Source organism: Bacillus sp. B-jedd (assembly GCF_000821085.1).
Taxonomy (GTDB): Bacteria; Bacillota; Bacilli; order Bacillales; family Cytobacillaceae; genus Bacillus_D.
In genome coordinates this window covers 2,572,222-2,586,898 of sequence record NZ_CCXR01000001.1, presented here as the reverse complement: position 1 = coordinate 2,586,898, position 14,677 = coordinate 2,572,222, and the positions used below count along the sequence as shown (strand labels likewise).

General features: G+C 45.4%; 15 protein-coding genes. 14 read left to right on the top strand and 1 reads right to left on the bottom strand.

The genetic code is table 11. The features are described 5' to 3' along the window. Positions 1–5 precede the first annotated feature (5 nt). The 14 genes from accB to spo0A all read left to right on the top strand — a co-directional run bounded on the left by accB (position 6) and on the right by spo0A (position 14,314). Positions 6–533, top strand: a complete 528-nt coding sequence (gene accB / locus BN1002_RS12795; protein WP_048825425.1) for an acetyl-CoA carboxylase biotin carboxyl carrier protein — start codon at positions 6–8, stop codon at positions 531–533. Between the two features lie 3 nt (positions 534–536). Beyond that, entirely contained in the window at positions 537–1,889 is a 1,353-nt protein-coding gene (gene accC, locus BN1002_RS12790) for an acetyl-CoA carboxylase biotin carboxylase subunit (RefSeq protein ID WP_048825423.1), read from the top strand. 21 nt (positions 1,890–1,910) lie between these two features. After that, positions 1,911–2,321 (top strand): Asp23/Gls24 family envelope stress response protein, encoded by a 411-nt coding sequence (locus BN1002_RS12785; RefSeq protein ID WP_048825421.1) that lies wholly within the window; start codon positions 1,911–1,913, stop codon positions 2,319–2,321. Between the two features lie 191 nt (positions 2,322–2,512). Continuing rightward, entirely contained in the window at positions 2,513–2,905 is a 393-nt protein-coding gene (gene nusB, locus BN1002_RS12780; protein ID WP_048825419.1) for a transcription antitermination factor NusB, read from the top strand. A 44-nt stretch (positions 2,906–2,949) separates the two neighbouring features. Then, positions 2,950–3,813 carry a bifunctional methylenetetrahydrofolate dehydrogenase/methenyltetrahydrofolate cyclohydrolase FolD gene (folD, locus tag BN1002_RS12775; protein ID WP_048825417.1) on the top strand — a complete coding sequence of 288 codons (864 nt, stop codon included), beginning with the start codon at positions 2,950–2,952 and terminating at the stop codon, positions 3,811–3,813. A 242-nt stretch (positions 3,814–4,055) separates the two neighbouring features. After that, positions 4,056–5,405, top strand: coding sequence for an exodeoxyribonuclease VII large subunit (gene xseA, locus BN1002_RS12770; protein WP_048825415.1), 1,350 nt, complete (start codon positions 4,056–4,058; stop codon positions 5,403–5,405). Position 5,406: 1 nt separating this feature from the next. After that, entirely contained in the window at positions 5,407–5,640 is a 234-nt protein-coding gene (locus BN1002_RS12765; protein WP_048825413.1) for an exodeoxyribonuclease VII small subunit, read from the top strand. A gap of 3 nt (positions 5,641–5,643) precedes the next feature. Next, positions 5,644–6,537 (top strand): polyprenyl synthetase family protein, encoded by an 894-nt coding sequence (locus BN1002_RS12760; protein WP_048825412.1) that lies wholly within the window; start codon positions 5,644–5,646, stop codon positions 6,535–6,537. Positions 6,538–6,764: 227 nt separating this feature from the next. Further along, positions 6,765–8,657: a 1-deoxy-D-xylulose-5-phosphate synthase gene (gene dxs / locus BN1002_RS12755; protein WP_048825410.1), complete on the top strand. Its 1,893-nt coding sequence runs from the start codon at positions 6,765–6,767 to the stop codon at positions 8,655–8,657. Between the two features lie 2 nt (positions 8,658–8,659). After that, positions 8,660–9,502, top strand: a complete 843-nt coding sequence (locus BN1002_RS12750) for a TlyA family RNA methyltransferase (RefSeq protein ID WP_048825408.1) — start codon at positions 8,660–8,662, stop codon at positions 9,500–9,502. Between the two features lie 135 nt (positions 9,503–9,637). Further along, a complete protein-coding gene (ahrC, locus tag BN1002_RS12745; protein WP_048825406.1) occupies positions 9,638–10,087 on the top strand; it encodes a transcriptional regulator AhrC/ArgR in 450 nt (149 codons plus the stop codon). Positions 10,088–10,102: 15 nt separating this feature from the next. Beyond that, positions 10,103–11,791 (top strand): DNA repair protein RecN, encoded by a 1,689-nt coding sequence (recN, locus tag BN1002_RS12740; protein WP_048825405.1) that lies wholly within the window; start codon positions 10,103–10,105, stop codon positions 11,789–11,791. Positions 11,792–11,910: 119 nt separating this feature from the next. After that, positions 11,911–13,206, top strand: a complete 1,296-nt coding sequence (spoIVB, locus tag BN1002_RS12735) for a SpoIVB peptidase (protein WP_082036378.1) — start codon at positions 11,911–11,913, stop codon at positions 13,204–13,206. 316 nt (positions 13,207–13,522) lie between these two features. Then, entirely contained in the window at positions 13,523–14,314 is a 792-nt protein-coding gene (gene spo0A / locus BN1002_RS12730; RefSeq protein ID WP_048825403.1) for a sporulation transcription factor Spo0A, read from the top strand. An 83-nt stretch (positions 14,315–14,397) separates the two neighbouring features. Here the strand turns inward: spo0A and BN1002_RS12725 are convergent, their stop codons facing one another. Next, the gene (locus tag BN1002_RS12725; RefSeq protein ID WP_048827929.1) at positions 14,398–14,634 is read right to left on the bottom strand and encodes a DUF2627 domain-containing protein; all 237 of its coding nucleotides are present in this window, start codon (positions 14,632–14,634) and stop codon (positions 14,398–14,400) included. Positions 14,635–14,677: the final 43 nt, after the last annotated feature.

Here is a 14,677-nt window from a genome sequence, read left to right as displayed (position 1 = left end):
CAATTGTGTTAAAAGTACAGGAAATTCGAGAAATAATTAAACTAATAGACCAATCAAGCATTGATGAATTTGTATATGAAAGTGAAGGCTCTAAAATCAAGATGAAAAAACACGCCAAGGACCAGGGGGCCGTTGTTACCCAGCAGCCGCTCCAGGTAGTCCAGGCTTTGCCGGCGGCCCAGCCGGCAGCTGTTGCCCAACAAGCACCTGCGGCTGTGCAAGCCCCTGTCGCAGAACCTGCAAAGCAGCCTGAAGCGGCTCCAGCGGGCAATGAGCAGGAAGGCCTTCACAAAATTGTCTCTCCAATGGTTGGTACGTTCTATGCATCACCATCTCCTGATGCTGATGCATACGTGAAGCCGGGCTCTAAAATTAGCCAGGATACGGTTGTCTGCATTGTAGAAGCGATGAAGCTCTTCAACGAAATTGAAGCTGAAGTTAGCGGCGAGATTGTAGAGATTCTCGTGAAGGACGGCCAGCTGGTTGAATATGGCCAGCCGTTATTTCTAGTAAAAGCAGCCGGGGAGCGTTAAAAAATGATTAAAAAACTATTGATAGCCAACAGGGGGGAAATTGCCGTCAGGGTCATCCGCGCTTGCCGGGACCTAGGAATTGAATCGGTTGCCGTTTATTCGGAAGCGGACCGGGAATCCCTCCATGTACAACTTGCGGATGAAGCATATTGCATTGGTCCAACATCATCAAAAGATAGTTATTTGAACTTCACCAATATCATCAGTGTCGCCAAGCTTACAGGGTGTGACGCAATCCATCCAGGTTACGGGTTTTTAGCGGAGAATGCGGCGTTTGCCGAGCTTTGTCGCGAGGTAAATATTATTTTTGTAGGGCCGAGTCCCGAAGCTATTACAAAAATGGGCACAAAGGACATTGCAAGGGAAACGATGAGGGAAGCAGGAGTGCCTATCGTTCCAGGTTCCCGTGGAATCATAAAGGATATTGAAGACGCAATCGCACTTGCAAACGAAATCCACTATCCTGTCATTATAAAGGCGACCGCCGGCGGAGGCGGGAAAGGAATCCGGATTGCAAGGGACGAACAGGAATTGGTGAAGGGAATCAACATCACCCAGCAGGAGGCAGCCACGGCCTTCGGTAATCCCGGGGTATACCTTGAAAAGTTCATTGAGGATTTCCGCCATGTTGAAATTCAGGTCCTCGCCGACTCATACGGCAATACAATCCATTTAGGGGAGCGGGATTGCTCCATTCAGCGCCGGCTCCAAAAATTGCTTGAAGAAACGCCATCCCCCGCACTTGATTCCGAGATGAGGGAGGAAATGGGAAATGCTGCAGTAAAAGCGGCGAAAGCGGTTGATTATACAGGCGCTGGTACGGTAGAATTTATATATGACTACCGCAACAGGAAGTTTTACTTCATGGAAATGAATACAAGGATACAGGTTGAGCACCCAGTTACAGAAATGGTTACCGGAGTGGATCTCATTAAGGAGCAAATAAAGGTTGCTTCTGGAGAAAAACTTGGCCTTGACCAGGAAAGTGTCACTTTTAATGGATGGTCAATCGAATGCCGGATCAATGCCGAGAACCCTGAAAAGAATTTTATGCCTTCAGCGGGAAGGATCAAAATGTACCTTCCTCCCGGAGGAATAGGGGTCAGGGTTGATTCAGCCGCATATCCGGGCTATACAATTCCACCTTATTATGATTCAATGATAGCGAAGGTTATCACGTATGGAAGTACAAGGGACGAGGCGATTGCGCGAATGAAAAGGGCGCTTTCTGAGTTTGTCGTTGAGGGAATCCATACGACAATTCCTTTCCATATCAGGTTGTTGGAGCATGAAAAATTTGTGGATGGGGAATTCAATACCAAGTTCCTTGAACTGTATGATGTTATGAAATCCTAGATATACCTGGAGGTGTACGGTATGTACGAAAATGGTATTTTGGAAATGAACGAAGGGTTGAGCGGACAAGGGAAAGTGGAAATCGCACCCGAGGTCATTGAGGTGATAGCTGGCATCGCGGCTTCTGAAGTCGAGGGAGTAGCTTCAATGAGAGGCAATTTCGCGACGGGTGTTGTTGAAAAACTAGGCAAGAAAAACCATGGAAAAGGCATAAAAGTCGAACTTACTGATTCCGGAATCAAGGTTGATGTCTTCTGCATGATGAAGTTTGGGGTTTCAATTCCATCTGTGGCACAAAAAGTCCAGGATAACATTCGACAAGCCCTGCTTAATATGACCGCGCTTGAAGCTGAAGAGGTCAACATCCATATTGTTGGCATTCAATTCGAAAGCCAAAAACAGGAACAGCCGGAAGTCGATCAGGAAATTTAAGCTAAAACACAGACTAGATAAAGACTTGGGGGAACTGGAGGCAAGCCTGCTTCCGGTTCCTTTCTGTTTTCACCCTGCGCAAGAGGGAAGCTTTATGCTATTATTTTCTTGGGGATCCTGTTGTTTCAAACACAATAAATGTGCGAAAAAAGTCCAAATTATTTATTTATTCAAAAGGAGCTAATTGTATAATGAAAAGAAGGACAGCAAGAGAAAAGGCACTTCAGGCGCTTTTCCAGATTGATGTAAGCGACGCCGAACCCGCTTCTGCGATTGAACATGTGCTTGAAGGGGAATCCCCTGATCCATATTTGGCCAAGCTTGTGAATGGCGCAGTGGAAAATAAGCGGGATCTTGATAGTCTAATCAGCAGGAACCTGGAAAAGTGGTCAATGGAAAGGCTGGCCGCCGTAGACAGGAACCTGTTAAGACTAGGTGCGTATGAATTGAAATACTGCTCTGATGAAGTGCCTGCCAATGTTGTTTTGGATGAAGCTATTGAAATAGCCAAGCTTTATGGAGACGACCAATCAAGCAAATTTATTAATGGTGTCCTTTCAAAGGTAAAACAGCAATTAGGTTGACTTTTGAGCATGATGGTCTTCTCCGGGACTAAGGAGGAATCAGGATGGGAGCAAAAGTAATCAGCGGGAAAGAAATTGCGAAAAAGAAGAGGCAGGAAATCGCCGAAGAAGTACGGGTATTAAAGGAAGAAAACATTATCCCCGGACTTGCGGTCGTTCTTGTCGGGAATAACCATGCATCGAAAACGTATGTGAACAACAAACAAAAGGCCTGCGCGGACGTTGGCATGGAATCGGTGTTAATCACGCTGCCGGAAGATGCAAGCCAAAAAGAGTTATTACAAAAAATCGAAGAACTCAATAATCGGGAAGATGTTCATGGAATTCTTGTGCAGCTTCCGCTACCGGACCACATTGATGAAAAGAGCGTCATTGAGGCCATTTCCCCGGAGAAGGATGTCGATGGATTCCATCCGCTGAACATCGGAAGGATGATGACGGGACAGGATTCATTCCTGCCATGCACACCTTATGGCGTCATGGTCATGCTTGAAGAAACAGGCATTGAGATATCCGGCAAACATGTGGTGATTGTAGGAAGGAGCAATATTGTTGGGAAACCGGCGGGACAGCTTTTCCTGAATAAAAACGCCACGGTTACATATTGCCACTCCAGGACAAAGGATCTGAAATACCATACAACCCAAGCTGATATTCTCGTGGCAGCGATCGGGAAGCCTAATTTCATCCGCTCAAGCCATATTAAAGAAGGAGCGGCTGTCATTGATGTGGGGATTAATAGGGATGAGCATGAAAAACTGTGCGGTGATGTCCACCCTGAAGTAGCTGAAAAAGCTGCTTACCTGACTCCAGTTCCAGGCGGGGTTGGCCCAATGACGATTACGATGCTTTTATTTAACACCCTGAAAGCGGCGAGACAACGCAACTTAGTCCCTGGCAAAGCCTGAACATTTAAACCGCTCAGCACATAATCTCTGTAAAATAAGCCCTTTTCCATGCTGTTGATTCCTTGCCCGTGACGGATGGGGAATCTAAACTTATAATGGAAGAGGGCAGTTTTATTTCCATGGTCTGGTCATAAGATCACTAACCTGAGGCTAATAGACTTTTTTAATGGAATAGCGGCCTTTGGATAATCAGAGCGACAAAAGCGAAAATACCTTATAGGCGTTAAGCAGGGAGTTTTTTCATGAAAGAAACAAACCGTTATTTAACAGTAACTGCACTGACAAAATACATAAAAAGAAAATTTGATGCTGACCCGCATCTTCAGGATGTTTTTCTAAAAGGCGAAATATCCAACCTCAAGCAGCATTCAAGCGGCCATATTTACCTGACGCTTAAGGATGAACGTTCCAGGCTCCTTGCTGTCATGTTCGCTGGCAATGCGAGAGGCATGAAGTTCGCCCCTGAAAATGGCATGAAAGTCATAGTTAGAGGGGAAATTTCGGTATATGAGGCCAGCGGACAATATCAAATTTATATAAAGGAAATGAAGCCTGACGGAATAGGTGAATTATTCCTTGCCTATGAACAGCTTAAGAAAAAACTCGAAGCAGAGGGGCTTTTCAGGCGTGATTTCAAAAAAGTGCTTCCGAGCTTCCCAAGGACAATAGGGATTGTCACTTCCCCGACAGGCGCGGCAATCAGGGATATTATAACAACAATAAAAAGGCGTTATCCAATCGGTGACATGATTGTGTTTCCAGCCCTCGTTCAAGGTGATAACGCTGGCAAATCAATCGCTGAAGCAATCAGGTCGGCGAATAGGCACGGAAATATCGATGTCCTGATTGTAGGACGTGGCGGCGGATCGATTGAGGAGCTATGGGCTTTTAATGAGGAACAAGTCGCGCGAGCTATCTTTGAATCGGAAATTCCTGTCATATCGGCAGTCGGGCATGAAACGGATTTCACCATAGCCGATTATGTTGCGGATCTCCGGGCTCCGACTCCAACCGGCGCAGCTGAACTTGCCGTTCCCCATATTGAAGAATTATTGGAAAGGGTCCTGCAGCGGCAAGGCAGGCTCATTCGCGCAATGAAGGAGAAATTCTCCTTTCAAAAAGGGCGCCTTGAAAGAATCCAGCGATCATACGCCTTCCGTTACCCCCGCCGGCTTTATGAGCAGAAGCTTGAGCAGCTTGACAGGCTGACGGAAAGCTTGACCCGCGGGACAAGCAGAATGGCTGTTTTGAAACGGGAAAGCCTCATACAGGCTGATAGAAGGCTCAGGAGAAACAGTCCTGTCCAGTTGTTGGGCGAAGCGTCTTCAGCACATGAACGGACAAAACGGGAACTTGCAAGGGCGATGGCGCAAATCCTCCAGGCAAAAAAAGCGGTGTTCGGAAAAACAGTAGCATCCCTAGAAGCATTGAGCCCGCTAAAAATAATGGAACGAGGCTATAGCCTAGCCTATACTGAAGATGGACAATTGATTAAAACCACAGAACAAGCAGTAGTTGGAGATCAGGTGACAATTCGGCTTGCAGATGGTGGATTGCTTTGTACAATTGAGGAGAAACTGGAGGAATCATAAAATGGAAGAAGAAAGAAAACTGACATTCGAGCAGGCGATGGATCAACTGGAGCGAATAGTTGAAAGGCTGGAAGAAGGCGATGTCCCGCTTGAAGAGGCAATTGGATTTTATAAAGAAGGCATGGAATTATCGAAACTTTGCCATGATAAGCTGAAAAATGTAGAGGAACAATTAACCCAGATCATTACGGAAGATGGCCGGAAAGCACCCTTTTCCGTAGAAGGGGAGGAATAAAGATTGGCTGATGGACTTTTGAGCGAAAAAACAAAAGCATACAGACAGCTCCTGGAGGAAGAACTCCGTTCATCGGTCCAAAAACTTGATGCGCCCGTTTCCCTTAAGGAAGCAATGGCATATTCTTTGGAGGCTGGCGGTAAACGAATCCGGCCACTGCTCCTCTTTGCGGCAATGGATGCATTCGGCAAAAACCCGGCTCAAGGGGTAAGGGCAGCGGCTGCGATTGAAATGGTCCATACCTATTCCTTGATTCATGATGACCTTCCAAGTATGGATGATGACGATATGCGGAGGGGAAAACCGACGAATCATAAGGTTTTCGGAGAGGCAATGGCAATACTGGCGGGTGATGCCCTTCTGACCTACAGCTTCGAACTTATCGGGACAATCCCAAGCGAATATGCGGGTTTAGAGGAAAAGCTAAAACTTATAACTGGATTGGCAAAAGCTGCTGGCGCAGGCGGAATGGTCGGCGGCCAGGCAGCTGATATGGAAGGGGAAGAAAAGGAACTAACCTTAACTGAGCTCGAATCTGTCCATGTGAATAAAACTGGCCGGCTTTTGGAATTCAGTGTTTTAGCTGGCTCCATCCTTTCTGGTGGTGACCAGACCAGGCTTGAAATCCTTTCAAAGTTCGCATACCACTTAGGGCTTGCTTTCCAAATCAGAGATGACATTCTTGATGTTGAGGGAGACGAAGGTGCACTTGGAAAAAGGGTCGGGAGCGATACGGCCAACCACAAAAGCACCTACCCCAGGCTACTGTCACTTGAAGGAGCCAAAAAGGCGCTGGAAGATCATATAACGAAGGCCAAGAAACAATTGGCATTGACTGGTCTCGATACATCCCTTTTACTCGAAATTACCGAGATGGTTGCTAAAAGGAACTCTTAAGCGCATGTTTGTTGGTCTGGGTATGATTATGGTATAATCAAATTGTTATTTAAACACTGTGATGATTTTGCCGTTAACACGATAGTGCTAGCGGCAAATTTTTTATCTTTTTAGGGAAATAATACGCTAAATCATTATATTTCCTTGAGGAATCTGTCCATTCCTTTATAATAAATAGAGATAAATTTATTTTTGGCATATTACGCAATGAAAGCGAGTGATCCTCTTTGGATCTAACATCAATTAAAGATCCCTCCTTTTTAAAAGGGATGTCCAACACAGAACTCGAACAGTTAAGCAAGCAAATCCGCAGTTTCCTGATTGAAAAGCTATCAGTGACGGGCGGCCATATCGGACCGAATCTTGGCGTCGTGGAATTGACATTAGCGCTGCACAAGTGTTTCGACAGCCCGAAAGATAAAATCATCTGGGATGTCGGCCATCAGTCGTATGTCCATAAAATCCTTACCGGTCGGGGTTGTGAGTTTGATACGCTCAGGCAATTTAAGGGGCTTTGCGGTTTTCCAAAACGCTCAGAAAGCGAGCATGATGTTTGGGAGACAGGCCACAGTTCCACTTCCCTCTCAGCCGCCATGGGAATGGCAATCGCCAGAGATTTGAAAAAGGAAAATAGTTATATCCTGCCTGTCATCGGTGACGGAGCCCTTACCGGAGGCATGGCACTGGAAGCATTGAATCATATCGGACATGAGAAAACAAATATGATTGTCATCCTGAACGACAATGAAATGTCCATTGCCCCAAATGTAGGTGCGCTTCATAATGTCCTTGGAAGGCTGAGGACATCCGGTAAGTACAACGGAGTGAAAGATGAGCTGGAATTGCTTATCAAAAAAATTCCGGCCGTCGGCGGCGTCCTGGCTGCGACTGCCGAAAGAGTGAAAGACAGCCTTAAATATATGCTTGTATCAGGAATGTTTTTTGAAGAATTGGGCTTTACTTACTTAGGGCCCGTGGATGGGCATAATTTTGACGACCTTTTCGAAAATCTCGCATACGCGAAAAAAACGGAAGGGCCAGTCATCCTCCATGTCATTACAAAGAAGGGGAAAGGCTACAATCCTGCCGAATCTGATAAAATCGGTACATGGCATGGGACCGGCCCATATAAAATGGACACCGGCGATTTTGTAAAGCCTTCTTTCGCTCCTCCTTCCTGGAGCAGCCTTGTCAGTGAAACAGTACGCAAAATCGCCCGCGAGGATGAAAGGGTTGTCGCAATCACTCCGGCGATGCCTGTCGGCTCGAAGCTTGAAGGATTCGCTTCCGAGTTTCCGGACAGGATGTTCGATGTCGGGATTGCCGAGCAGCATGCAGCAACAGTGGCTGCGGGACTGGCAACCCAAAACATGAAGCCGTTTTTGGCTATTTACTCAACCTTCCTCCAAAGGGCATATGACCAGGTCGTCCATGATATTTGCAGACAAAACCTTAACGTTTTTATTGGCATCGACAGAGCAGGCCTCGTCGGCGCAGACGGGGAAACCCATCAGGGCGTTTTCGATATTGCCTTTCTAAGGCATGTTCCAAATCTTGTTTTAATGATGCCAAAGGACGAAAATGAAGGGCAGCATATGGTCTATACAGCTTTAAAATATGATGACGGACCAATTGCAATGAGGTTCCCTCGCGGTAACGGCCTGGGTGTTCCAATGGATGAAACCTTCAAGCAAATACCGATCGGGTCATGGGAAGTGTTGAAGGACGGCCGCGACGCAGCCATTCTAACCTTCGGTACAACGATTCCGATGGCATTGGAAGCAGCCGCTGAATTGGAGACAAGAGGGATATCCGTAAAGGTCGTCAATGCGAGATTCATCAAGCCGCTTGATGGCGACATGCTTTCCGGAATTCTGGAAGACGGCATGCCTATTCTGACAATTGAAGAAGCGGTGCTGCAGGGCGGTTTCGGCAGCAGTGTCATAGAGTACGCGCATGATAACGGGTATTTCCAAAATGTCATTGACAGAATGGGCATTCCCGACAAATTCATCGAGCATGGCAGCGTGGAAAGGCTTCTTGTAGAGATAGACTTCACTGTTGAAGATGCCGTCAGACGGCTTTCGCTGCTTGCTGCGAAAAAACAGCAGAGGGCGTAGGCATGAAAGTTAGAAAAGAACGGCTTGATGTCCTTCTTGTTGAAAGAGGGCTAGTGGAAACACGCGAAAAAGCCAAGCGGGCCATTATGGCAGGGCTTGTTTATACAAATGAACAGCGCCTTGATAAACCAGGTGATAAAATAAGCGCCGATCTCCCCTTGACTGTCAAAGGGAATGTGATTCCTTATGTCAGCAGGGGAGGCCTGAAGCTCGAGAAGGCGCTTAAAGTATTCGATGTGGATGTTTCGGGCAAAACGATGCTTGATATCGGTTCATCTACTGGGGGTTTTACGGATTGTGCACTTCAAAACGGCGCCAGAATGTCATACGCCCTTGATGTGGGTTACAACCAGCTTGCCTGGAAACTACGTCAGGATGAACGGGTTGTCGTCATGGAACGGACCAATTTCCGTTATGTTAAACCCGAGGATTTACAGGACGGCCTTCCAGACTTTGCGACAATCGATGTCTCGTTTATTTCCCTGTCATTGATCCTTCCAGTCCTTACCGGGTTACTGGTCCCGCACAGCGATGTCATCGCCCTCGTAAAACCCCAATTTGAAGCAGGCAGGGATCAGGTTGGTAAAAAAGGAATCGTCAGGGACGAAAAAGTCCATTTAGCAGTTGTGGAAAAAACGATTGCATTAGCCTTGGAACTGAAGTTTCAAATTACCGGCCTTTCTTTTTCCCCGATTACAGGCGGAGACGGGAATATTGAATTCCTACTCCATCTTCGGTGGGAAGGAGAGGGAGGCGAAGGGGAAAACCTGCTGAAGACGCCTCCCTTCGAGGTAGTCAAAGAAGCACACAAAGCCTTAAAAACGAAACAAAGTGATGAAGGGTAAGCATAGCTTATCCTTTTTCCTTTTTTCTCCGTAAGAAACAATGTACAAGAATCATGAAATGGGCTAACATATGTGTATAAACGACATAATTTGCTAACCTTGCAAATGTTTTGAATGCCTATTGGAGTGATATAAATGAACAAAGGCCAGCGCCATATTAAAATCAGGGAAATAATTGCGAACAATGAAATCGAAACACAGGATGATTTAGTCGATGAATTAAAGAACCAAGGCTATAATGTTACGCAGGCGACTGTTTCAAGGGATATCAAGGAACTTCACCTGCTTAAGGTTCCGCTTCTCGATGGAAGGTATAAATACAGCCTGCCGGCAGACCAGCGTTTCAATCCTTTGCAAAAGCTTAAACGTGCCCTTATCGATGCTTTTGTGAAAATTGATTCCGCCGGTCATCTTCTTGTCATGAAAACTCTTCCCGGGAACGCGATGGCAATCGGAGCGTTAATTGATAACCTTGACTGGGAAGAAATTCTCGGGACAATTTGCGGAGATGATACGCTATTAATTATTTGCAGGGCACCCGAGGATACGGAAACGATAACAAACAAATTCCTTGAAATGCTTTAAACGGGGGAATGTTACTTGTTAACAGAATTGTCGATAAAGAATTTTGCCATTATTGAGGCCCTTTCAGTTTCTTTTAAAAAGGGCCTGACTGTCTTGACCGGAGAAACCGGGGCGGGCAAGTCAATCATCATTGATGCCATCCATCTTCTTGTGGGAGGCAGGGGTTCATGGGAGTTTGTCCGCCATGGAGAAGAAAAAGCGGAAATCGAGGGGCTGTTCCTGCTTGACGACAGCAAACATCCCTGCATAGAAAAGGCCGCTGAATACGGAATTGATATAGAGGATTCCATGGTGATCCTTAGGCGTGACATTTCGCAGACCGGAAAAAGTGTTTGCCGGGTTAATGGAAAGCTGGTGACCATCTCCGTACTTCGCGAAATTGGCGGCACTCTTGTCGATATTCATGGACAGCATGAACATCAGGAATTGATGAATGAGGCATTGCATCTCCCGCTTCTTGATCAATTTGGCCTTCAAGAAATTACCCCGGCATTAGAATCCTATCAGGCCGTATTTTTTAAGTACGAGGAAACAATGGGTAAACTCCGGAAACTGAATGAGAACGAACAGCAAATGGCCCACAGGCTGGACCTGATTCAATTCCAGCTCGAAGAAATAACTAATGCCGGCCTCAAACCCGATGAAGATGAAGAACTCGCCGAAGAAAAGCAAAAACTGGGCAATTTTGAAAAAATATTTGAATCGATCCAAACGGGTTATACGGCTTTAAAGGGTGAATCACACGCTCTTGACTGGGCAGGCGAAGCAATGAGCCAGCTTGAAAGCGCGGCGTCGCTGGACCCAGCTTATAAGGAACTATTTGAAACGATATCGAATAGTTATTATGCCCTTGAGGATGCAGCGGTAACACTGAGAAACAACCTCGATAATCTTGAATATGACCCTGCAAGGCTGAATGAAATTGAAGAACGTCTGACTGAGATCAATCAGCTGAAACGGAAATATGGAAAGACCATCAAGGAAATTCTCGAGTATGGGGATAAAATTAAAGAAGAAATTGATGCTCTGCAAAACAAGGAAACACATATCGGCAAACTGGAAAAGGAATTGGCAAAGCTTAAAAAAGAGCTCGCCGTTAAAGCAGCCTCCCTTACAGGCGTCCGGAAAAAATGGTCGGAAAAACTGACAAAGCTTATCCTTAAGGAACTGAAGGACCTGTATATGGCCAAAACAGTGTTTGAAATCCGGTTTAATGAAGATAGGAATGGCTATTCCCGGACAGGGATTGATAAAGTGGAATTTTATATTTCAACGAATCCTGGCGAGCCCCTGAAGCCGTTGTCAAAAGTGGCTTCTGGTGGGGAACTGTCCAGAATTATGCTCGCTTTGAAGAGCATTTTCTCTAAGCATCAAGGAGTAACATCAATCATTTTCGATGAAGTCGATACAGGCGTGAGCGGAAGGGTCGCTCAGGCAATTGCTGAAAAAATATCCCGAGTCGCTTCCGGTTCCCAGGTGCTCTGTATTTCCCATCTTCCCCAAGTGGCTGCAATGGCGGATACACACCTGCTCATTTCGAAGGTTACGAAAGGCGGCCGGACGAAAACTTCACTCGTCCCGCTCACGGATGAACAAAAAGTTGCGGAAATCGGCCGGATGATTTCCGGGGTAGAAATCACCGATTTAACAAAGCAGCATGCGAAGGAATTGCTCCAGTTGGCGGCAAAAACAAAAGGTACTTGAAAAGCTATCCTTATAAGGGTAGCTTTTTTATTTGCCGTCCGGTTATAAATGCCCGTGAACCCGGCAAAATTATAACTGTAGCCATTTTGCAAGAGAAAGCTTTAGAAGCGAGGAGAGTGATGAATTTGAATTTAAGTTTACTCAGAAAAATAATCGGTGGAATTCTCCTTGTTTCAATTATTGCCTTCGTAAGCTGGAAGCCATTCCAGGCATACCTCCACATTCCAAAACAAATTACCGTATTTCAAGGCCAGGAGGTTTCATTTGGAAAAGCCTCGCCTGTTTCGGCAACAATATCCTCAAGTCCGGATAATATTATTCTAAATCAAACCGAACACCTTGTCTCCGTGTCTGCCAAGGAGTCCGGAAAGAGTGAAGTTATCCTTGATTTGGCGGGTATTCCAATTAAAAAGGTTGATGTAAATGTTTTAAAGGGGTTTAAAGTATATCCAGGCGGCCAATCAATTGGAGTTAAATTAAATACCGTTGGCGTATTGGTTGTAGGCCATCACCAGGTGGAAACGGAAGATGGAAAAAAATCGCCTGGGGAGCTATCCGGCATCAAGGTGGGGGATATCATAACGGAAATCAATGGCCGGAAAATAGAAAAGATGTCAGATGTGGCGCCGTTTGTCCAGGAGGCCGGAAAAAGCGGAAAGCCGCTTAAAATCAATATTTCAAGAGAAAAAGGAAAGTTCAATGCAAGCCTGATGCCGCTTAAGGAGAAAGGAGCTGCCAGCTATAAGCTTGGTTTGTATATCCGCGACTCGGCAGCAGGTATAGGAACGATGACCTTTTATCACCCTTCATCCAAGAAATATGGTGCCCTAGGGCATGTTATTTCTGATATGGATACGAAAAAGCCGATCGTCGTCGAAGACGGCCAGATTGTCAGGTCAACTGTAACCTCCATTGAAAAGGGGAGCAATGGAAATCCTGGCGAAAAACTGGCAAGATTTTCTGACGATAAAGAAATTATTGGCGATATCAACAGAAATAGTCCGTTTGGGATATTTGGAAAGCTGCATAAGGATATTGAGAATGGAATAATGGATAAGCCGATGCCGATTGCCCTTTCCCATCAGGTAAAGGAGGGGCCGGCAAAGATCCTGACTGTAGTGGATAACGATAAAGTGGAAATGTTCAACATTGAAATTGTCAGCACGATCCCGCAGAAGTTCCCCGCCACTAAGGGGATGGTTATTAAAGTAACCGATCCGAAGCTATTGGCAAAAACGGGTGGAATTGTCCAGGGGATGAGCGGAAGCCCTATTATCCAATCAGGAAAGGTCATTGGGGCTGTCACGCATGTCTTTGTCAACGATCCAACGTCGGGGTATGGCGTCCATATTGAATGGATGCTGTCTGAAGCAGGAATTGATATATATGAAAAGCCCAAAGCAAAAGCCAGTTAACAAAGATGGATTACTGGATAGCATGAAGTGCCACAGAGGGAGTAGCTGTGGTACTTTTTTTCATTTTCCGGGAGTTATTTCGCAAATATTGAGGGAAAAAGAGGATTAAATAAAGATAATTCGACAAATATGTAAAGAAACACGAAAAGCGTCGAAAATGAAAGAAAAACAAAGAAAAAACCCTTTTTTGAAGGTTTTTTGAGAAAATTTCACTCGTTCGCAGGATTTTCTGTTGCATTGTCGAATATGTCCATTAGAATAGAGATTAGGTAATGCTTATTAAGACTATTTATGGAATCCGAGGAGGTAACCGGGAGTGAAGAAAATTAAAGTTTGCGTCGTGGATGATAATAGGGAACTGGTGGGATTGTTAGAGGATTACATATCATCCCAGGAAGATATGGAAGTGGCGGGAATCGCCCATAATGGCCAGGAATGCCTTGAACTGCTTGAAGAGGTGAGGCCTGATGTGTTGATTTTGGATATTATCATGCCTCATTTAGACGGCCTCGCCGTTCTCGAAAGAATGAGGGAATTAAAAAACGGTCCATTTCCGCACGTCATTATGCTGACGGCGTTTGGCCAGGAAGATGTGACGAAAAAAGCCGTTGAGTTAGGGGCTTCTTACTTTATTTTAAAACCTTTCGATATGGAGATGCTTGGCAGCCATATTCGAACCGTGAATGGAAAATCTGCTTCGATGGCCCGGAAAGGCCCATCATCCTCTTACCGTTCCAGTAGTGACCAAAAGCCAAGAAACCTTGACGCAAGCATTACTACTATCATCCACGAAATCGGGGTTCCAGCTCACATAAAAGGATACTTGTATTTAAGGGAAGCAATTTCCATGGTATATAATGATATTGAACTCCTCGGTTCCATTACGAAAGTTCTTTACCCGGATATCGCGAAGAAATACAATACAACAGCCAGCAGGGTTGAGCGCGCAATAAGGCATGCGATTGAGGTAGCGTGGAGCAGGGGAAATATCGATTCAATTTCTTCCTTGTTCGGCTATACGGTCAGCATGACAAAGGCTAAACCAACCAATTCGGAATTCATTGCCATGGTCGCTGATAAATTAAGGCTTGAACACAAGGCATCATAATCAATTATAAAAAATTGCTATGTTTTCATCCATCACTGATATTAGCGCAAAAAAATAGGAAAGCAGCCGAAAACGGCTCTTTCCTATTTTTGTTTGAATCGGTCCTGGACTCTATTCCTTTTTCGATCCCGATAAAAAATAAAGCCAGCCACGAATGCGAGCCCTGCTGCAAATAAAATTAAGCCGGCCAAAAATTGGAGCCACAGATAAGGAAATGGCTGCTGCAATCTTCCAAAAACCATATCGCGCATCAGTTTGATTCCGTAGGCAGCCAGAAAACCAGGAATCAACATGACTAAAAGTGCTGCTATGCGGTTCATCTCGACAATCCTTCCAATACCCAATAAAACAGTCATTGGGTTA